This is a genomic window from Bartonella sp. AP280QHHD, from assembly GCF_042196125.1.
GTDB lineage: Bacteria > Pseudomonadota > Alphaproteobacteria > Rhizobiales > Rhizobiaceae > Bartonella.
On record NZ_JBHIPQ010000038.1, the window covers coordinates 315856 to 337571 of the forward strand.

Sequence of the window (21716 nt, forward strand, 5' to 3'; positions counted from 1 at the left end):
TTTCTCATAGCGATAGCTAATTTTGGAGAAACTGAGAGCGGAGGCGGTTGGTATTTTTACTGTATCTCTTGTGAGTTGCTTTTCCAATGAGGAGTTTCTTCGCTAAATGACCAGTATAGCTATGTTCTTGGGAGGGCTGTGTTTGCACTCTTAAGATTTCCTCCATTTATACTCAAGGTTTAGGTTTTTCTATTGACCGTTGTTAGATGTTGTTGTGACAATAAACTTCGTTATCTATCAGAAACATTTATGGCATTAGCGCTAAGGTATTGTATTAAAGCCTTTACATAGTAGTCTTTTTATAGGGAGAAGGTATTATTGGTTCAGTTTTAGGAGGCTTTATTACGGCTGATTTGGGCGTCGTCGTTGTTTGAGGTCTTATTATAATATTCTTAGTTTCAGTTTATGAATATACCGAAAAATATAGTGAAACATTTGATTCAAACGCTTTTGCTAGGCATATTTCAATATCTCAGCGATGTTTTCCAAGAATTGCTCTGCTGCTTTTTGACGGGATCGGATATCAAATGCTTATAGCGAGGGCAGTGGTTTGAGAAAAGATAGAGTTGATTTCATTATCTTCCTATGGAGCGCAATCTAGTAGCAGCTCTTAAGGGACAATAATATACTGAGATCGAACTCATTTCTATACACTTACACGACGCTATAGGAGTAATCCTCAGAAACTCTACTAGAATTCGTCAAAAAATGACAGGTTATGGAGTGTGAACAAAAAAATATATTTTTTACAAATACTTAATCTCATTTTAAGTTGTCTAAAATATAACATTATCTTAAAACTAAGTCTATATACCGCCATTTATCATAAAGTTAATAAGTTATACAAAATGCGGGAGTATTGTGTTTTTCTGTTTAGAGACGAGTTAAAAAACACCTTATTAAACATTAAGAGATTTCAGATATAAAACAATTTAACTTATGGAAAGTATATAGACAAAATGTATCTTGATAAAAAAGTTTATAACTCCATGTGGTCTTCAAAGAAATTTTCTGGTTCTTTTATTGTCTTATGCGGGTTTGATGGGAGTGGTAAGACAACACAAACAAAAGAAATTGCACGCCATTACTCAACAGAAAAACATATAATACAAACTTTTCAACCCAGTTATTGGTATAGAAATAATCCAGAAATTAGAGATTACTTAGATAATGGAAAAGCAATTGATCCGTTGCTTTTAGCACTCTTATCAGCGACAGATAGACGCAAATATACGCTTGAAATTATTGAACCTTCCTTAACGTCATCGCAAAATTTATTAATTAGCGATCGATATGTTTATTCTAGTCTTGCTTATTTTTATGCTCGAGAGCTTTCTGTTGAAAGTGTCGTTAAATTAAATCAATCTATTCCAAGACCTCATATTACATTTTATCTTCATTTACCGCCCATTACTATACTGGAACGGTTGCAGAAAAGGGATAGTTTAAACTTAAAATATGAAGAAAAACTCTCTTTTATTGAAAAAATTTACAAAGTATACAAAGTTTTATCGGAAATAGATGAGCGGTTTATAACAATTGATGGAACTACTCCTGTTTCTTTAATTCATCATCAAATACGACATCATATAGATAAGTTTTTTTGATTATGAATAAAATCATTTATTAATCAATTTATCCACGATAAATCCTCCTTTATGTATTCTTACTCTAAATCTGAAACTTTAGAGATGTGATTGCAATAATTTAACTGCTCAGGAAAAATATCACGTTATATATTTTAATTAGAAAACTAACTGTAATGGGCTTGTTTTAAAAGATTTAGAGAAGGGGAGTAGAAAAATTAGCAATATTTATTGTGAGGATAATAGTATGTTTATTCTTTTAGAGACGAAGTGTGGTGATAGAAGAACGACATGGAGGAATATACTCGAGCATATTTTAGTGCACAGAATAATAAGGACAATAATGTGAGTGAAGCTTCCATACCGTAAAATTGTTTCACATATGTATAAAGGTGTAGCTTCTGAATAAAACGCACATAAAATATTAATTTTGTTTTTGTCCATAAATGTTCCGTTTTCATAGAAGAATTAATCATAAAACAGCACAAAGATTGTAAAAGCCTCAAAAAAGAAATTTTGCTTTCTTAAATTTAATGATCTAAAATAAAAATTGTAAGAATGCCTGTTTTTAAACAGGATGTATCATGCATATCGACTGGTATTCATTTTAGAGGATAATTTATGTTCACTTCAAATTTGAAGGAACGCATTGCTTTATTTGAAAATAGAACTTTTCTCTATTTTACTTTGAGCGGCTTATTTGCTACATTTGGAAGTGGACTAAATTATATTACATTGTCATGGCTCGCTTACAATCAGACGGGCTCAATCCGTGGTATAGCGTTGATGATGCTTTTTCTTTGGACGCCTGGCATTATTTTTGCGCCTATTTTTGGCATATTGGCAGATAAATATAACCGTAAAACGCAGATTATTATTTCAAATCTTGTGAGAGGTTTGGTAATTGTAAGCTGGGTAATGCTTTGGCATTTTGGTATAGAAATTGAATTGATGGTCTTATCTGCTCTTTTGGGTATTTTTATCCCTTTTTATATGCCATCAGCTATTTCTTTAATTCAAAGTATTGTGCTGAAGGAACAGCTCATCAATGCAAATGCAACCATCGATATGGTTTATGAACTTGGCACTATCGTAGGTATGGGCTTAAGTGGATTTATACTGTCCTATGCAGGAACAAAAGGAACTCTTCTAATAGGTGGTATATTCTTTATCATTGCTGGTTTATTTAATTTTGCAATGAAGGTACCTAAAAACCGAAGATCTAAAAAACAAAACCAGCAAAATTGGTGGGAAAATTATACAGCATCCCTTCATTATTTTAAACAGAATCCAGCTCTTGTTGTACCTTATATAAGCCAGATGATTATTATGACTCTTTTGATGACCGTTCCTGTTATTCTCGTTCCTTATATACAAGAGGTTTTACATGCGGATAACAGGACCTTTGCAATATTTGAGGTGCTTTATTCTATGGGTGTATTGACAGGTGCGTTTTTTTCACCACTTCTTTGTAAAGTTTTATCCATAAGGAAAACATTAGCCATTTTATTAGCTTTTATGGCTATTGGCCTTGCTATTCTATCTGTTAATACACACAATTTTGTTGTTTTTCCTGTTTACTTTATGATTGGATTTGGACTTTCGAGTTGGGCTCTTTCGATTTCTTTATCACAACTCTCTTGTGATCCTGAATACCAAGGAAGATTGCAGGCAAGTTTTAATGGTATCTCTGGATGCTTGATCCTCGGAGTCTATCTCATTATGGCAAGCGATAACAGTAGCATATCACCTCAATCGATATATTTTTTTCAAAGCATTGTTGCGTTTGTTGGAATACTCATAGTGCTGTTTTATAAACATGAAAAACAATAAATTACATTTAAGTGTGGACAACATACGCTATTTTATAAATATTTACGCTGCAGTACATTTCACATTTTGCTTTTAAAGGAGAGTTGAGAAAATGTAAAAGTTGGTGCTTAATGAACAAAGCATAAATTGATGTATGCTAGAGAATACTCTCTATTTTTTGATAATGATCTAAAAGAATTGATGCGTTTCTTTAATTCATCTCACTGTTGTTAAGAAGACGAAAACGTAACACTTTAAATCTTCTTGAAAGTTTTTTGTCTAAGCGTAGCAGAAAGTAAAGCGATGAGGTAATATCGTATCATATGGGGAGAGTATTGTATTATTTTTGTTTTTCAAAATCCATATGAAAAATTGTATCAATTTCATCTTCATTGGAATGAGTATTTCTACGACGATGCAAGGTTTGCACAATCTCTTTTTTTAAAACAGCATCTGTTTCACTTAAACGGTGAATACTGAGTTCCAATTCAAGAGATAACGCCAAATCCACGCACAGTTTAAGCTCTTCTCCAATGTCGAAACCGCGTTGATAGTCGTCATAAAGACCAACCAGTGTATCAGATAATTCTTTATCGCATAAAGAGGTCATGCTTAATTCCTCAACGTTGCGGGTTTCCATGCAGCTTTTTTAAGTATCACTCCACTATCATCACTTAAAATTGCCATGTATACGAACCTCATGGTTTTGTCAATTTTCTGCAAAATACGCGCTTTTAAATCAAAGCCTATTAAAGATTTTATTACTCCAAGATTTTGAAGCGCCCAATTGTAAATATGGATGGCAATGTGTTTACTATAGAATTTATAGCATTTAAAATACATTGCCAAAAGGCTTTTAATATGCGTAGAGGAAGAGTATTCTGACGATAAACCAAACACCCTGAAATCTCTATTGCCAGTTACAGCTAAATCAGTGCTATTAATATATAAAATAAGCAAACAGGGTTTGTAAACGTCTAACTTTTTAATAACGAGTGATAATCTCATTTTTTGTAGAATACCAATTATTTTGCCTATTTTATATTGATTTTTAGACATTGATAAACTTTTTACCTTATAAAAACCTATGGGAAATGCATTAGCATATTTTTGTAATAAGATTTCAGTGGTATATTACACAGCATGAAATGAAGAGAATCGTATTAGGCTTTTTGCTTTTGAAAGAATATGACTGCAACTTTTGAGAAAGCAGTTGGCAAGAATTGGCTTGGCATGCAAACTGATAGAGTTGGCAGGGGCGCATTTAGTTTTTTCATTGGCCTGTGTCCAAATGTTTTTGACTCTGGAAAATAGCCTCTGATAGGCTTGAGTTTTTCCAAGGTTATATTACAGGGGCGCAGCTCAGAAAAATACCACGGCGATTGCATTTTTGTAATTGTCATAATTTTCGCTCCTGCTTGAATGGATGCTGTAACATCCGTTTTTGTGGGGTTATGTATGTGATAACTGCTCTTCTTAAGGGGCAGTAATGATAGATGTAAATCAATATAATTATTTAGTCAGCAATTATATTGATTTTGGAGTGTTTTTTTGGCTCGTCCGGAAGCAAAACCTAAAACTGAGTTGGCAAAACGTTTTCGTGAAGTGCGTCACGCTCTTGGTTTTACAGAGCGTAAGCAGTTTGCTGAACATCTTGGTATCACTGCTGGCTCTATAGGAACTTATGAAACTGGTATAAGTGAGCCTACAGCCTCTGCGCTCTCCAAATATCAAGAAATTTGTGGTGTTTCATTAGATTGGCTAGTAACGGGAAATGGCGAGATGTTTTCAGATATGGCAAAGGCAAAAGCAGCTGGTTTTAAACCGCAGGCGATACCTGTTGGGCTGATGAAAAAGCTTGGACATTTAGCTTATACGACCTATCATGATGCAAAAATAACACTTTCTCCTGAAGATGTTGCGGAATTAGCAGCAGAGCTTTATGGAAGATTGCAAGAGCTTATTCAAAACCTCAATGATATAGAAGAAATCGAAGCCACTTTGCCGCTTTTAAAATTACATTTAAGACGTAAAATCGAAACTGAAAAACACCTCTAGAAATTTCATAAGATATGAACGAACAGCCTTTTAAAAAAATAAAACTTTTTTGATCTTCTGCTATATAACCAAGTTTGGAATGTGAAAATCTCACAATTTTTGAGTCTTTTATTCAACCTGAATAATAATAAATTATCATTATAAATCAATACATTGCTCTAATACAGATAAAAAGAATGACGAGTAGTGATACAAACAAAATTTCTACAAAAAGAAGCTAATATAGTGCCATTCCTGAAATATTTGTTGGTTGAAAAAAAGATACGGACAACAGTGAAAATACAGTGGGTTCTGTGAGAGGAAAGAGTTTAGAAAACAGCTTCTTTTCGGTTTGTGATATTAAAAAATTTATACAATAGTGAAAATACAATGACGATGTTTTGTTCCTATAGAAGGGTAACAGATATATAAGAGAGAAGAACGAAAGACTATTTATAGATGCGCTTTTGTCTTTTTATGAAGATGATAAGATGAGTACGTTAAAACTTTTTACAGAGCGTGCATCATTATATTTAAGACAGATTTCTTTCAAAGAGATGTATAGTATATTGAAACAGTTTACCTCGCAACAAAAAGTGAGATTATGATGATAATCATTATCTATTACATTGTGCGATAAGTTAAAAAAATCATAAATTTGTGCTTATAAGAACAGTTAATTTATTGAGAAGTATTTTTACAAATTTATAAAAAATAATTTTTACACTCTTGCCATTCTTCTGATGCGCTTTATTTGAAAAGTAGAATTGCTCTTTAGTGAAACTATTTTGTTAAGAGATAAATCGCAGTGTTTTTGAATGGAGATTACGGTATATTTTCAAAGTCTTGTGTTTTTATTTATTTTTTAGCTTGAATCCCTCTAGCTAAAAGGGTTGGGGACTTTTCTAGATTCGATGTTGTTGCAGAGATTTTAGGTCGATGCCGGATAAGTATCGGTATCGTAGGGGGGAGTTTTGTCTTGATTTATTGGTTTTTGAAGTGCGCAAACTAAGGGTTTTGCCATGTGTGTTTTCGCGCGTTGTGATGATGTTGAACTCTGTAGGAGGAGATTCTTATGAAAAAAAAATATTCCACACCAAATTTAATTAAAGTTGTCTCTCTTAGTACGGTAATGGCCACACTCTTATCGAGTGTTTCTCCTGTTTTTGCTGCTAATCTTGCGATAGTAGGAGGGACGAGTCAAAGTACACCTGGTACTGGTGTTGCATATCTACACGGTAGTCATGGTAGTGTTGTGTTGGCTGGTGATGATGACTACTGTGGTGCAGACAACGTTATTGGTCGTGGCGGCAAACAACAAGAGAGAGTTGGTGAAAGTCAACGAATAACCGCACAAGAACAATATGAGCGATTTATTGGTGAGAAAGTTTTTAATGGTCGTAAACCTTATGGCACGACCACTGAAAAGGTTACTTGGACTGGTGATGGGACATTAAGTGATCCCACTAAAGGTTATATGGGGGGACTTACTCGTGGTATCATTAATGCTATGCCTGAGGCTTATGGTGTTTATTCTTTTGCAACGGGTTGTGGATCTGCAGCGACGGGTAATTATTCAACCGTATTTGGTGCAGGTGCGACAGCAAAGGCAGGGGGTGCACAAGCTTTTGGTGTTTCCGCACTTGCAAGTGGTATAGCAAGTGTTGCTATGGGTGTAGGCTCAGAAGCATCGGGCAAATCTTCAGTTTCTATTGGAGGGCTTGCAACTGCATTAGGTACAAATAGCATTGCTTTAGGTACAAAGGTAAAGGCAGAAAAGAGTTATACGATTGCTATAGGTACAGATGCTGAAGCTAAAGCTTCAGGTGCTATTGCAATAGGGGGCAGGCGCTCTGACAGAACCGAAGAAAATGATCCTAACAGAAAAGTAATCGCGAATGCTGAAAATGCGATTGCTATAGGTACGCAAGCTTATGCTGAAAAAGAAGATTCGGTTGCCATTGGTGTAAATTCGCAAGTGCTTGTTAAAGATGGTGTTGCTGTAGGTGGTGGGGCTATCTCTGATAGAGACAAGAATGTTGCTGGTTATGATCCTGTAACAGGTAAAGGGACAACAAAAACCAGTATAGCATGGAAGAGCACCACAGGCGCTTTTAGCGTTGGTGAAGTTGGCGGTCGTGGTAATGGTACGCTAACACGACAAATTACAGGGGTTGCAGCTGGAAGTGAAGATACTGATGCGGTAAACGTGGCGCAACTAAAAGCTATGAAAGATATCATAGCAGGGGGAGGGGGGTGGAAACTTTCTGCTAACGATACCGATCCGACAGATGTGAATTCAGGCAATACTGTAGATTTTTCAGTGAAAAGTGAAAAAGAAGCGGGAAAAGACAACTTAAAGATTGCAAAAAACACTGCAGATAATAAGCATAAAATTGAATTTACTTTAAATGATCATCTTAAATTGACGCAAGTCACCACAGGCCAAAGCACGATGAGTGATGATGGCTTTTTTGTTAACGGTGAAAGCGGTTCACGCATGACTGTAGACGGCTTTTTTATTAATGGTAATGATGGTCCAAGCATGACTATTGATGGTATTGATGCAGCCAAGCAAAAGATCACAAACGTAGCAGATGGGTCTGAACCTAACGATGCAGTGAATTATAAACAGTTGCAAGAGGTGAAAAACGCGAACAAAACGAGTTGGCAGCTTGCTGTTAACGGTGGAAATGCTACGGCTATTGGTCCAAATGGTACAGTAAATTTTCAGTCAGTTGACAATAAAGGTACAAAAAATATCAAGATCGAAAAAGATAATGATCACAATGTCACATTTGATCTAGCTGATGATATTCAGGTAATGACTGTCACAGCAGGAGACAGCATTATGGATGCTGCTGGCTTTAGATTTGACGGTGATGAGGGGCCGAGCATAACTGTTAATGGCATTCATGCTGGTAATAAAACGATTAAAGGAGTAGCGGCAGGGGAAGAAGATACTGATGCTGTAAATTATAAGCAGTTGACAGAGGTAAGAACACTTGCTGAAGCAGGCTGGAAACTTTCTGTTGATGGTAACAATGCTACAGATGTTAAAGCTGGGAGTACAGTAGATCTTGTTGCGGATGCGGGTGAGGACGGAAGCAAAAATATAAAGATTGCAAAAGACAGTAATAAAGTTACATTTTCTTTGAATGATAACCTTAAGCTTACGAGTGTCACGACAGGCAACAGCATTATGAGTGATGAGGGCTTTAAGTTTATTGATGGTAATGGACCAAGCATAACTTTGAATGGTATTAATGCTGGTGATAAAAAAATTACAGGAGTAGCTAAGGCAGAAGGCAATACTGATGCTGTAAATTATGAACAGCTGAAAGAGGTAAGGACACTTGCAGAAAATGGCTGGAAACTTTCTGTTGATGGTAACAATGCTACAGATGTTAAAGCTGGGAGTACAGTAGATCTTGTTGCGGATGCGGGTGAGGACGGAAGCAAAAATATAAAGATTGCAAAAGACAGTAATAAAGTTACATTTTCTTTGAATGATACTCTTAAGCTCACGAGTGTCACGACAGGCAACAGCATTATGAGCAACGATGGCTTTAAGTTTGTTGATGGTGGTCCAAGCATAACTATGAAAGGTATTGATGCTGGTGGCAAAAAGATTACAAAAGTGAAAGCTGGTACTGATGATACTGATGCAGTAAATTATAAACAGCTGAAAGACTTTACAGCGGGGATGGAAACGGGTTGGAAGCTTTCTGTTGAAGACGGAGAAGCTACAGATGTTGAAGCAGGAAGTACAGTAAAGTTTGTTGCAGTTAAGCATAAAGACGATGATAATAATGAGAGTGAGAACACAAATATAAAAATTACCAAAGGTGATAACAATGAAGTAAAGTTTGATTTAAGCGAATATATTAAAGTTGGTCGTGTAGAAACAGGGGACAGCAGAATGAGTAATGCCGGTTTCATGATCAAAGATGGCCCAAGAATGACCAAGGGTGGTATTCATGCCGCCAATACAAAAATTACAGGAGTCGCAGATGGTAGCAATGAGCATGATGCTGTTAATCTTTCACAATTATATAAAATGAAGTTTGAGATAGAAGACAATAGTCTTGTTAAATGGAGTAAAAGTAAAAAAAATATTACCATTGGTGCTGAAAAAGAAGGTATCGAAATCAATATTGCGAACTCTGAAGGCAAGGATCGAATTATTTCTGGCGTTGCAGTTGGAAAAGTCAGTTCCGATTCAACAGAAGCAATAAATGGCCATCAGCTGTTTAGTTATATTACTAATATAGTGGATTTTTTTGGTGGTAAGGAGACAGATATACTTAATGGTATCAAACCAACTTTTATGGTTCAGAATACAAAACACGACAATGTAACGGATGCTTTCGCTGCTGTTGATACTTCTATCACAGATATTTATAGTCAGATTAATAATGTAACAGAAAATAGTCTTGTTAAATGGAAAGAAGATCAGAAGCTTATCACTATTGGTGCTGAAAAAGGCGGTACGAAAATTGATATTACAGGTACTGAGGGAGAGCGAACCATTGCAGGTGTAAAAAATGGTGAAATTTCCAAAGACTCTATGGAAGCTGTAAATGGTAGTCAAATTAATACAATCTCTGGAGATATTGCAAAATTCTTTGGTGGTGGTACTTCATTTGAAAATGGTGTGTTTGTTGGACCACAGTATAATTTATCTACCGTTTCTGCAGATGGTAAGGTAGAACAGAAAACCTTTGAAAATGTTGGTGATGCTTTGACTGGGCTTGATGCGAATGTCAAAAATGTGAATAGTCGTTTAACACATGTAGTCAATAATTTTACTGAGGAAATTCAGGGTCTCTCTAAAGATGCTTTATTGTGGAGCAGTTCTGAGAGTGCATTTGTTGCACTTCATGAAAAAGATGGACAGAAGACAGATAGTAAGATTAAGTTCCTTGCGGATGGCGATATTTCAGGAGATTCAACAGATGCAATAAATGGTTCTCAACTTTATAAGATGGGCGATAAGATTGCGAATTATTTTGGCGGTGGTGCTAAATATGAGAATGGAGAATGGACGGGGCCTGTATTCAAAGTTTCTCGTAACGATCCTGATGGTAATATTGTTGAGAATAGGTATACGAATGTTGCTGATGCTTTTGAAGGTGTCGATAGTTCTATTACGGATATCTATAATCAGATTAACAATGTAACAGAAAATAGCCTTGTAAAGCAGGAGGGAGAAGATGGTCTTATTACTGTGGGTAAAGCAACCGGTGGTACTGAAATCAGCCTTGTAAATAAAGATAAGCAAGAAAGAACACTTTCCGGTGTAAAAGATGGAGAACTTTCTCGAACATCTACTGAAGCAGTAAATGGTTCACAACTTTTTGCTACGAATGAGAAGGTTACAACTGTTACTGATAATCTTAAAACAGTCGCTCAAAATACATCGAAATATTTTGGGGGTAGTACAGATGTACTGAATGGTGTAGAACCAGCTTTCCTTATTCAGGGGAAGACCTATCATAATGTTACGGAAGCGTTTACAGGTGTTAATACTTCTATCACAAATATTGATAATAAGATTTCCGATGTGGTAAAAAATAGTCTTGTTAAGCAAGATGGAGGTGCATCAGGTATTATTACTATTGGTAAGGATACCGCTGGTACTGAGATCAATATTGCAGGTGTTGGTGGTTCAGGACGTAAAATTTCTGGCGTGCGGGAGGCAGAAAATGGTGATGAAGCTGTTAACAAAGACCAACTTGATAAAAGCATAGATAAGATTTCTAAAGATATTGAGACAGTAACTGCTGCTGCGGTTCTCTATGATAAGAATGACGATAATAGTGTTAATTATGGTAGTGTAACTTTGGGCGGCGATAAGAACAACGGACCAGTTGCTCTTCATAACGTAAAAGATGGTAGCATTTCTGAAAATTCCAACGATGCAATCAATGGTAGTCAGATTAATAAAATATCAGCAGATATTGCAAAGTTTTTTGGTGGTGGTGCAAAGTTCATTAACGGTGCTTTTGAAGGGCTGAAATATACTTTATCCGCTATTGTAGGTGGTGAAGTAGGGAAGGCTAATTTTTACAATGTTGGTGATGCTTTAACAGGTCTTGATAAAAATGTTCAAGATGTGAATCAACGCTTAACGAATGTATCCAATGAGTTTAACCAGAAAATTGAAGATTTCTCTAAAGATGCTTTACTGTGGGATGATGAGGAAGAAGCATTTGTGGCACGTCATGAAAAAGATGGTAAGAAAACAAACAGCAAATTGAAGTATCTTTTAGATGGTGAGATTGCTCAAGGTTCAACAGATGCCATTACGGGCAACCAACTTTATTCCATGAATAACCAACTTGCAAATTATTTCGGTGGCGGTGCCAAATATGAGAATGGCAAATGGACAGATCCTACTTTTAAGATTGTTCAAGTCAATGCTGATGGTACGACTGTTGAGACAGAGCATCATAATGTCGCTGATGCTTTTGGTGACGTCAATAAAAATATGTCAAATATTAATAACCGTATTGATGATGTCATCAACAAGGTCGATTCAGATGCTTTAAAGTGGAATGATAAAGAAAAAGCCTATGATGCTGGTCGCGATGGAAAGCCGAATAAAATTATCAATGTAGCTGATGGTAAAGTTGAAAAAGGCTCGAAAGATGCCGTCAATGGTGGGCAACTTTGGGAAACCAATGAACGTGTCACTGGTGTCGAAAAAGATGTGAAGCATCTTACCAACAGAGTTGATACCATTTCCAATACGATTGCTGATATTGGTGATACAGTTATCAATATTGATGCCAAAGTTGATAACATCAATAATAGAGTTGACGGCATTGAAGAGGATGCTGTTCGTTATGATAGAGATGAAAACGGCAAAAAAACCAATAAAATCACATTAGCGGGGGGGGATGCCAGTGAACCTGTTCTGATTGATAATGTAGCTGATGGTAAAATTGAAAAAGGCTCGAAAGAGGCTGTAAATGGTGGTCAACTTCATGATTATACTAAAGAACAGATGAAGATTATTCTTGATGAATCCAAGCAGTATACAGATCAACGGGTTAATAATATTGTGATTGATGCGATTGATGATGCTGTTGATCGGGCTAAGCAATATACAGATATGAAGTTTGATGTTTTAAACTATAGTATTGAGAGTGTGAAAAAAGAGGCAAGACAAGCAGCAGCTATTGGTCTTGCAGTGTCTAACTTACGCTACAATGATACACCTGGAAAATTAAGCGTTGGATTTGGTACTGGTTTATGGCGTAGTCAGTCTGCATTTGCCTTTGGTGCAGGTTACACCTCAGAAAATGGAAAATACCGCTCTAACATATCCGCAACAACTTCTGGAGGTCACTGGGGTGTAGGTGCGGGATTCAATATGACATTGAATTGATAATAAACAAAATACATAAAAATTCCTTTTCACCCCTGTCTCATGAGGCAGGGGTGAATTGTTGTTACGTATGTAAAAAAATATATATAAATTGATAAGCGCTAACGATAAATACAGGTTTAAAAAACAGAAAAACCGGACGCTTTCAAAAAAATGAACTTCTTATTTCAAAATAAGATAATAAGTTTTTCCATAAATTATAAGTTCATTATTTTTTCTTTAATTTTTAAATCTGAAAAATCTGTAGCACTCTACAGATAGAAAAAAACCTTTTGCTCTCTACAAATCTATTAAAAAGCTTTCTACTAAGATAAAAGTACACATTCAAATGTATTTCAACTTTACTGGAAGAAGTTATAAAACAATCCACTAAATCAACTCTACCCCTTGCAAAAAACAAACAATAAGTTTAAAAGTTAAAAAAACTAATCACCACAAAGAAATTTACTTTCTTAGGAAATGTAAAAGAGCAAAACACATTAACCATAAAAGCTAAAAACACAACTTCTCTCTCTTTGCAGTCCGGTACTAAATTTTTGAATACGTTTAGAAAAACCAAATTTAGGAAACTTTATAGCGTTTAAATGTGTCTTTTTTGTGTTTATAGTTATTTCTTTCATTGGGGAGTTCATTATGAAAAAATTATATACAAAATTAGCAGGGAGCAATTTAAAATTTTCCCGTTTTCCTTTTATTAAAGTCCTATCCTTGACTTCAATAGCTGCACTTTTAGCCAGTATTTCCCCTGTTTTTTCGAATGATCTTGATTCAGGAGAAGAGATTTCTGCAAACATAAGGAACACTGCTGAGATATATCCACAAAGTATTGTCTCTGTTTATGATAGCTATAACAGTGATTTGGATTCTTCTAGTGCATCACAGGAAAATTATTTAACAGCGCTGAATGTTTCTTTGACATCCAAGGTAAGTGCTGCTGATGACTATGCAAATTTTTTAACCAAAACTCTTACTGGTGTGAGCGATTATAGTCCTATAGTGAATGTTTTGGCAGAAGCCAGCGATTCAATACGTTCAATTGATATGAATGCTGGAAGTAAAAAAATAACAAGAGCAGCTTTAACTCCAAGAGTTGTAACGGGCGGTCAAATGACTAGGGATGGGAATTTGGGTAATCCTCTTGTCCATGGTGAACGAGCTCAGGGAGAAGCTCATGATGCTATTGTTTACGGGCAGGTAGCGCAGACGAAGGCTGACCAAGGGATTGCAATCGGCTTAACTGCTTTAGCCGGTAGGAGTAGAGATACTAAAAATAGCATTGCAATCGGCTCTTCTCTAACCGATAGTTATGATGAAAAAGAGAGAACAGTTTCATTAGGTGATTTTTCAATAGCCTTCGGTAGTAAAGCACATAGTTATGCAAATGAAGCGATTGCTATGGGGTACAATGCATATGCACAGGAGCAGGCGCTGCAGGGAATTGCTATAGGCGCTAGCTCTAATGTGACGGTTGCGGCAGGTGTTGCTCTAGGAAGCGATTCTATATCCGATAGGGCTGCTGGTGAGCTTGGCTACACTTCTTTGTTGCAGGGGCCTGCAACAAACGTTGAGGCGCAATGGAAAAGTACGCGGGGCTCAGTTAGTGTTGGTGATTATAGTAAGGGTATAACCAGACAAATTACAGGCGTAGCAGCTGGTTCTAATGTTACCGATGCAGTGAACCTTAGACAGTTGCAGGACTTAGAACAAGTTGTAAGACAAAACGGTTGGAAATTCTCTGTTGGAGATAAAAATGCTACAACTGTTCTTATGGATAGCGCGGTAGATTTTTCCGCTGGAAGTAGCAACCTAAATATTACAAAGGGCAAAGAGGACAATAAAGTAAAGTTTGATCTGGCTCAAGACATTGCACTGGAGAGCGTAAAGGCAGGTAAAAATACCTTCGATGCTACGGGCTTAGTAATTACTGATGGTCCGAAAATAACCACCGGTGGTATTGATGCTGGAAATAAAAAGGTAACGGGTGTTACATCTGGTGATCTTAGTGCAGATTCACAAGAGGCGGTAAATGGTAGTCAGTTGAATGTTGTAGCTACCCATATAGCTGGATATTTAGGCGGTGGTGTTAAATTTACGAATGGTCAATGGGATAATCCAGAGTTCAAAATTAAAACTTTAAATCCTGAGACGAATGAGATGGAAGAAGAAAGTTTTCCAAATGTAGCCAAAGCCTTTGAGGGTGTGGGTAAGTCTTATGTAAATCTTCACAATGAGATTAAAAAAGCTGCCGATGATAGTGTCTTTAAATGGCACGCCGAAACGGAGAGCATTACAATTGCTGCCAGTGAGGGAAAAGGTGGGCAAGAAAGTATTGCTATAGGTAAGCTTTCAAGTGCAACTGCTAACAATGGTATTGCATTAGGTGGTTCTGCAAATGTATCTGGTGAAAATAGTATTGCATTAGGTGGTTTTGCAAATGCATCTGGTGAAAATAGTATTGCATTAGGTGGACTTTCAGCTGCAACAGCTAAAAATAGTATGGCATTAGGTTCAAATGTACAAGTACTTCCTGAGGGTGGTGTTGCTGTGGGTTATAAATCTGTTTCTCGTAACTCAGTGTCCGCAGTTGGCTATGATCCTTCCATAGGGAGCCAGTCAACGGATGATGGTGTGATATGGAAGAGCACTCAAGGAGCTTTTAGTGTTGGTGATACTCCGAATAAGATAACACGACAGCTTACAGGTGTGGCAGCGGGTTATGCAGACACTGATGCCGTCAACATTGCACAGCTGAAAAAATTAAGAGAATTTGTAGCACAAGGGTGGACACTTTCTCTTAATGATAAGGCTGTTTCAAACTTTCAGCCGGGTGATATATTAAATTTGGTTTCTGGAAGCAAAAACTTTGAGATTAAAAATAGTGATACAACAGACAATAAAGACAAAAAAATAACATTTGATTTGGCACAAGATGTCACATTGAACAGTGTAAAATTAAAAGACATCACTTTAGATAAAACGGGCTTAACTATTGAAAATGGTCCCAAAGTAATAGCGGATGGTATTGATGCTGCAGGTAAAAAAATAACAGGTCTTGCAGGTGGAGATCTTAGCACAAATTCGACAGATGCCGTTAATGGTGGTCAGCTTCATACAATTACTGGGGATTTATCAAAAATTTTAGGTGGAGATGTATCCTTTGATGGAAAAAACTTTAAAGTACCAGGGTATAAATTATCGAATATTGATGAAAAAGGTGTTGTAACAGATAAACCGCATACCGATGTTGGTTCTGCCTTTAAAGGACTTGATGACAATATCAAGAATGTGAATGCTCGCATTAAGGAAGTCTCAGAAGGAGTTGCACAAGATTCTTTATCTTGGAGCGATGCTGACAAAGCTTTTGTTGCCCAGCATGGGGAAGGTGATGACAGAAAGGCAAGTAAAATCACATCGCTTGCTGTAGGAGATATTACGAAAGAATCGATGGATGCCGTAAATGGTTCTCAACTTTATTCACTGGGCGATAAGGTTGCAAAATATTTTTCTGATGACGCTGAATATAAGGATGGGGAATTGAAAGTTCCTGATTTTAAGCTCAAAATTATCAATGATGATGGCACTGAAGCTGAATCAAGCTATAAGAATGTATCAGATGCATTTTCAGGTGTGGGTAAACTTTTCACAAAGGTTCAAACTGCGATCAGCGATGTAATCAGTAATTTGCTTGTTACGAAAAATGAAGATGTTATCAACATTGGTAAAGGAGTAGAAGGTAGTGAAATCAATATCGCAAACAAGGGTGGTAAGGATCGAACTCTTTCTGGTGTAAAGGCAGCAGAAAAAGCCAATGAAGCTGTGAACAAAGAACAATTTGATAAAGGTTTGAAGGATCTTTCTGATACCCTTCTGTCGGATAGTTCTTCTGTTGTTCTTTACGATAAAACAACAGATAATCAAACTGATTATACAAATGTAACTTTTGGGAAAGGGAAGGATGCTACACCTGTTGCGCTCCATAATGTAGCCGCCGGATCGATTGCGGAAAACTCAACGGATGTTATCAATGGAGGACAAGTTCACATTCTTTCAATGGATATAGCAAAATTGTTGGGTGGAGATGCTGAATTTAAGGATGGTGCTTTTAAAGGGCCAACTTATAATTTATCTAGTATTGATAAAGGTGGTGAAGTAACAGATAAACCGCATACCGATGTTGGTTCTGCCTTTAAAGGGCTTGATGAGAATATCAAGAATGTGAACGCTCGCATTAAGGAGGTCTCAGAGGGAGTTGCACAAGATTCTTTATCTTGGAGCGATGGTGACAAAGCTTTTGTCGCTCTGCATGGGAAAGGTGAAGACAGAAAAGCAAGCAAGATCACATCACTTGCGGCTGGCTCTATAGTATCAGGCTCGAGTGATGCGGTTAATGGTGGACAGATTTATGATCTGAATCAGTCGCTAGCAAAGTATTTTGGTGGTGATGCTAAGTATGATGGTGATGGCTGGGTCCTTCCAGGTTTCAAGATAATGACTTTCCAAGAAGATGGAAGCTTTGTAGAGGAGGATTATGATAGCATTGCAGCCGCGTTTGCCGGTGTAAATAAGGTTTTCAAGAATCTTCATAATGAGATTTCAGACAACATTGAGCAAAATGCGTTGTTGTGGAGTGATGATGCAGGTGCGTTTGTAGCACAGCATGAGGAAGAAGGTAAAAAGGAAAACAGCAAGATCACGTTCCTTGCGAAAGGAAAGATATCAGAAGATTCGACTGATGCGATTAATGGTGGTCAGATTTATACTCTTCAACAGACATTTGCCTCATATTTTGGTGGAGGAGCTGGTTATGATAAGGAAGGAAACTGGCAAGGACCAAAATTCGCCGTTCAGGTCTTTAATAAGGATGGTACGAAAGGTGATAAAGAGGAGCGTAATAATGTCTCTGAAGCATTTGATGTTGTTAATGACAGCATGAGCACTATCAACGATCGTATAAAAGAAGTTGAAAAAGGTACCTCTTCGAATAGTCTGAATTGGAATGAAGAAAAAGGAAGCTATGATGCATCTCATGTTGATGCTCAGGGTGTTAAGAGTCCAAGTAAGATTATCAATGTAGAGGATGGCAAGGTAGACAGAGATTCAAAAGAAGCTGTGAATGGAGGACAGCTTTGGGAAACTCAGCAAATGATTACAGATCAGGTCAAGGATATTGAAAATAAAGTTACGGAGGGATCTGTACAATACGATAAAGATAAAAAAACGGGCAAAAAGACCAATAAAGTTACATTAGTTGGTGGAGATGACAGTTCTCCAGTATTAATAGCCAATGTAGCCGATGGAAAGATTGAAAAGGATTCGAAAGAAGCGGTTAATGGCGGTCAATTAAAAGATAAGATGGATTTTGTACTTGAAAATGCCAATAAGTATACGGATGAGCAAGTTTCTCATCTTGTAAAAGATGGAGTTAGTGAGGCTAATTCGTATACGGATATGAAGTTTTCGACATTAAGTTATGCTGTTGAGGATGTTCGAAAAGAGGCAAGACAAGCAGCAGCTGTTGGTTTAGCGGTAGCTGGTTTACGCTATAGTGATATTCCTGGAAAATTAACAATCGCATTTGGTAGTGGTTTATGGCGTAGTCAATCTGCTTTTGCTTTTGGTGCAGGTTATACTTCAGAGAACGGTGATATTGGTTCCAACTTGTCAATTACCACTTCTGGAGGTCACTGGGGTATAAGTACAGGGGTTAATGTGATACTCAACTAATAAACGACTAAATCCATAAAATTGATTTGCCTTTTTCTTAATTGAAGAAAAGGGCAAATTTTTTACTTTCTTCCAGAGTTCTCTAAAGCTATTCTAAATGTATAAAACACCCGTAATTATATAAAATCCGAATATAAAAAGCCTATGACAACTTTTTTTGAGAATAAAAGACCTTAATGGTAAAGATTTAAAAAATTGATTGCTATTATTTTGATTTATTAAAATGCTTCAAGAAATGTAAATACGAATATACCCTTTATTAAAAGAAGACAGTTTTAGCTTTTATTTTCGTATAGTTTTAAACGTATGCTTTATAATGCAACGATCTACAGATATGCAACGTACTCCAAACACAAGTATTGCTTTAGGGTAGTGGAGCGCAAACGGAAAAAGAATGAAGCGTTTCTGTAGGCAATATGGCTTACGCTTTAGAGAAAAGCAGTATCGCAATAGGTAGTGAATATAATAAGAAGAGCGAATACGGGGAAAATGATTATACAACTTGCGAAGAGTGATTATTCAACAGTAGTGGGAGCTATTTCTAAAGCTTTAGAATATGGTTCGATTTCACTTGGTCATTCCGTGCTATATGCATTTGCTCAAGAAGCTATTTCTATGGGCTTCTATTCAAAAGCAAATGGGGTTGGAAGTATCGCTTTAGGTTCTTATTCTAAAGTGACGGTTGATGGGGGGCTATTGAGAACAACTCTGTGTCCGGTAGGGCTGATGGCGTTTTTGGGTATACGTCTCTTCTGAAAGGACCGGCTAAAAACACCGAATCTCAATGGAAAAGTACGAAATTTGCAGTAAGTATTGGTGTTCCTAGTAAAAACATAACGCGACAAATTATAGGTGTAGCAGCTGGTAGCAAACCTGCCGATGCAGTGAACCTTAGACAGTTGCAGGATTTAGAAGAAGTCGTAAGAAAAAAAGGTTGGAAACTGTCTATTTCTGGTGAGGCAGCTAAAGATATGGGTGCTAGATAGTACAATGAATTTTTCATCTGGAGGAAGTAACTTCAGGGTTAAAAGAGATAAGGACGATGAAAATAAGCTCATATTTGGTTTGGCTAATGATATAGCATTGAAAAGCATAACATTAGGAGAGAAAAGAAAAGTCGATGCAACAGGCTTAGTAATTACTGATGTCCCGCAAATAACCACCGGTAATATTAATGCGGCAAGTAAAAAAGTAACAAATGTTGCAGAAGGAACTAGCAATACTGATGCAGTGAATTTTTCACAACTGAAGGGAATAAAAGAACAAGTAGCAGTGAGTATTTTTGTAAAATAGGATACAGCAACGAGACACATTACCATGAGTAAGGATATAGATGGGGCATTTTAGTAAAAAGCTTTCATAAATCCTCTAATGAAATAAAAGAGCTTATTCACGAAAAATAAACTGATGCCTAAGCGGATGATCAATAGGCACAAAAATTATACCTTTTTCAAAGAGATCAAAGCTAAAAACGACACACAACCTTTGATAGAAAAATGAAATCCATTCTAATATTAAGTATTTTTTTACCTTCCTCAAATTGACTTTCACGAACCTACCCCTAATTACCCTCTAAAGGCGTTGCAGAAACAACAGCTTACGTCTTAATTTTATTTATGTCCTAAAACACGCTGTAAAAGCAGGAACACGCAAGGGAAATAAGAAAGCTCTAGAACACACCTTTTTTGTGTTTTTAATCTATTGTTATGAGGGGGTATTATGAAAAAATATTCAACACCAAATTTGATTAAAGCTGTTTCATTGGGAACAGTTATAGCGGCGCTCTTGTCGAGTGTTTCTCCTGTGGTTGCTGCAAATCTTGCGATAACAGGTGATAAATTTCAAAGTACAAGTGGTCCTAGCGTGTCTTATCAATACGCTAGCCATGGCAGTATTGTATTAGCTGGCGATAAGGATTACTGTGGTGTGTTTAATGTTGTTGATCGTGGTGGAAGCAATCAAGGTACTAATAACCAAATCACTGCAGAGGAACTATATGAAAGAGTTTCTATGAATAAAGAGATTAATGGCAAGCGTCCTTTTAACTGGGCGAAGGTTCAGCTTAATTGGGTTGATGATGGTCTGACCGGTAAGGGGGGATATATGGGAAAAGCAACCGGTGGTCTTTCAAATGTTCTGCCTGAAGCTTATGGTGTGTATTCTTTTGCAACTGGGTGTGGATCTTCCGCAACGGGGCATTATTCAACAGCATTTGGAGCGGCTGCAACTGCAAAGTTTGGGGGATCACAAGCTTTTGGTATTGCTGCACTTGCAGGTGGACAAGCAAGTATTGCTATAGGGGTTGCGTCTGAAGCAGTAGCAAGCAATACGATTGCTATTGGTGGGCGTGCAAAAGCAAAAGGCGTTGATAGTATTGCATTCGGTAACAAATCACTTGCAGGTGGACAAAAAGCAATTGCTATAGGTTATGGTGCTCAAGCTCAAACAGATCTTTCGATAGCGATTGGTTCAGATGCAAGAGCGACTGAGCATAAGGGTGTTGCTCTTGGGAGCGAGTCTGTGGCTGATGTTGCTGCTGGCGCTATCGGGTATAATTCTTTAACTAAAGGCCCTTCAGATTCTGACGACATGATATGGGCGAGTACGCTAGGTGCAGTGAGTGTTGGTGATGCTAAATCAAAAAAAACGCGCCAGATTGTAGGAGTGGCAGCTGGTAGTGGCGACACTGATGCCGTTAATGTTGCACAGTTAAAATCATTACAAAAATACGTAGACCAAGGTTGGACACTATCTGTTGGAGGTAAAAATGCTAAAGCTGTTGGTGTACAAGATACTGTAGATTTGTCGGCTGCAAGTGACAACCTTAAGATTACAAAAGGTGGGGAAAACAATAATGTAACATTTGATCTAGCTAATAATATTACAGTGGAACGAGTTACCGCTGGGAGAAGCTCTATCAGTGATGATGGCATTTTGTTTGCTGATGGGGCTAAAATAACTGTGGATGGTATTGATGCTGGCAATAAGCAGATTACAGGAGTGGCAGCTGGGGAAGAACCTGATGATGCAGTGAATTTTGCGCAGTTGGAGCAGGTTAATCGGGACGTTGCAAGTGTAAGTCAAAATACATCACAATATTTTGGTGGTGGTGCAGATGTATCTAATGGTAAAGCACCAACTTACACAATTCAGGGTAATTC

General features: G+C 37.1%; 11 protein-coding genes and 1 pseudogene. 9 read left to right on the plus strand and 3 right to left on the minus strand.

Going from position 1 to position 21716, the window contains the following annotated elements; all coding sequences use genetic code 11:
* The first annotated feature begins 959 nt into the window (after positions 1 to 959).
* Both tmk and ACFIMK_RS06160 read left to right on the plus strand, forming a co-directional pair.
* Positions 960 to 1607, plus strand: coding sequence for a dTMP kinase (tmk, locus tag ACFIMK_RS06155; protein ID WP_375638173.1), 648 nt, complete (start codon positions 960 to 962; stop codon positions 1605 to 1607).
* Positions 1608 to 2207: 600 nt separating this feature from the next.
* A complete protein-coding gene (locus tag ACFIMK_RS06160; RefSeq protein ID WP_375668140.1) occupies positions 2208 to 3419 on the plus strand; it encodes an MFS transporter in 1212 nt (403 codons plus the stop codon).
* A gap of 319 nt (positions 3420 to 3738) precedes the next feature.
* On the opposite strand, the gene ACFIMK_RS06165 is transcribed toward ACFIMK_RS06160, so the two are convergent.
* From ACFIMK_RS06165 to ACFIMK_RS06175, 3 genes are all read right to left on the minus strand, one after another.
* Entirely contained in the window at positions 3739 to 4008 is a 270-nt protein-coding gene (locus ACFIMK_RS06165) for a hypothetical protein (RefSeq protein WP_012754562.1), read from the minus strand.
* A gap of 2 nt (positions 4009 to 4010) precedes the next feature.
* Positions 4011 to 4457 (minus strand): hypothetical protein, encoded by a 447-nt coding sequence (locus ACFIMK_RS06170; protein ID WP_375612874.1) that lies wholly within the window; start codon positions 4455 to 4457, stop codon positions 4011 to 4013.
* A 104-nt stretch (positions 4458 to 4561) separates the two neighbouring features.
* Positions 4562 to 4801: a hypothetical protein gene (locus ACFIMK_RS06175; RefSeq protein WP_375612875.1), complete on the minus strand. Its 240-nt coding sequence runs from the start codon at positions 4799 to 4801 to the stop codon at positions 4562 to 4564.
* Positions 4802 to 4949: 148 nt separating this feature from the next.
* Between ACFIMK_RS06175 and ACFIMK_RS06180 the strand changes: the two genes are divergently transcribed.
* From ACFIMK_RS06180 to ACFIMK_RS06210, 7 genes and pseudogenes are all read left to right on the plus strand, one after another.
* Positions 4950 to 5456 carry a helix-turn-helix domain-containing protein gene (locus ACFIMK_RS06180; protein ID WP_375681215.1) on the plus strand — a complete coding sequence of 169 codons (507 nt, stop codon included), beginning with the start codon at positions 4950 to 4952 and terminating at the stop codon, positions 5454 to 5456.
* Between the two features lie 1054 nt (positions 5457 to 6510).
* Positions 6511 to 12831 carry a Vomp family autotransporter gene (locus tag ACFIMK_RS06185; protein WP_375682871.1) on the plus strand — a complete coding sequence of 2107 codons (6321 nt, stop codon included), beginning with the start codon at positions 6511 to 6513 and terminating at the stop codon, positions 12829 to 12831.
* Positions 12832 to 13464: 633 nt separating this feature from the next.
* Positions 13465 to 18555 (plus strand): YadA-like family protein, encoded by a 5091-nt coding sequence (locus tag ACFIMK_RS06190; protein WP_375682872.1) that lies wholly within the window; start codon positions 13465 to 13467, stop codon positions 18553 to 18555.
* 489 nt (positions 18556 to 19044) lie between these two features.
* The gene (locus ACFIMK_RS06195; protein ID WP_375611459.1) at positions 19045 to 19311 is read left to right on the plus strand and encodes a hypothetical protein; all 267 of its coding nucleotides are present in this window, start codon (positions 19045 to 19047) and stop codon (positions 19309 to 19311) included.
* Entirely contained in the window at positions 19266 to 19541 is a 276-nt protein-coding gene (locus tag ACFIMK_RS06200; protein ID WP_375611460.1) for a hypothetical protein, read from the plus strand. Before ACFIMK_RS06195 ends, ACFIMK_RS06200 begins: the two co-directional genes overlap by 46 nt.
* A gap of 4 nt (positions 19542 to 19545) precedes the next feature.
* Complete coding sequence (locus ACFIMK_RS06205) at positions 19546 to 19848, plus strand: hypothetical protein (protein WP_375611461.1); 303 nt, start codon at positions 19546 to 19548, stop codon at positions 19846 to 19848.
* Between the two features lie 426 nt (positions 19849 to 20274).
* A pseudogene (locus tag ACFIMK_RS06210) lies at positions 20275 to 21716 on the plus strand (hypothetical protein); the annotation flags it as partial.

Bases quoted from the DNA above. Each gene is read 5' to 3' on its own strand.
- tmk (WP_375638173.1), top strand. From the start codon at position 960: ATGTATCTTGATAAAAAAGTTTATAACTCCATGTGGTCTTCAAAGAAA.
- ACFIMK_RS06160 (WP_375668140.1), top strand. From the start codon at position 2,208: ATGTTCACTTCAAATTTGAAGGAACGCATTGCTTTATTTGAAAATAGA.
- ACFIMK_RS06165 (WP_012754562.1), bottom strand. From the start codon at position 4,008: ATGACCTCTTTATGCGATAAAGAATTATCTGATACACTGGTTGGTCTT.
- ACFIMK_RS06170 (WP_375612874.1), bottom strand. From the start codon at position 4,457: ATGTCTAAAAATCAATATAAAATAGGCAAAATAATTGGTATTCTACAA.
- ACFIMK_RS06175 (WP_375612875.1), bottom strand. From the start codon at position 4,801: ATGACAATTACAAAAATGCAATCGCCGTGGTATTTTTCTGAGCTGCGC.
- ACFIMK_RS06185 (WP_375682871.1), top strand. From the start codon at position 6,511: ATGAAAAAAAAATATTCCACACCAAATTTAATTAAAGTTGTCTCTCTT.
- ACFIMK_RS06190 (WP_375682872.1), top strand. From the start codon at position 13,465: ATGAAAAAATTATATACAAAATTAGCAGGGAGCAATTTAAAATTTTCC.
- ACFIMK_RS06195 (WP_375611459.1), top strand. From the start codon at position 19,045: ATGATTATACAACTTGCGAAGAGTGATTATTCAACAGTAGTGGGAGCT.
- ACFIMK_RS06205 (WP_375611461.1), top strand. From the start codon at position 19,546: ATGAATTTTTCATCTGGAGGAAGTAACTTCAGGGTTAAAAGAGATAAG.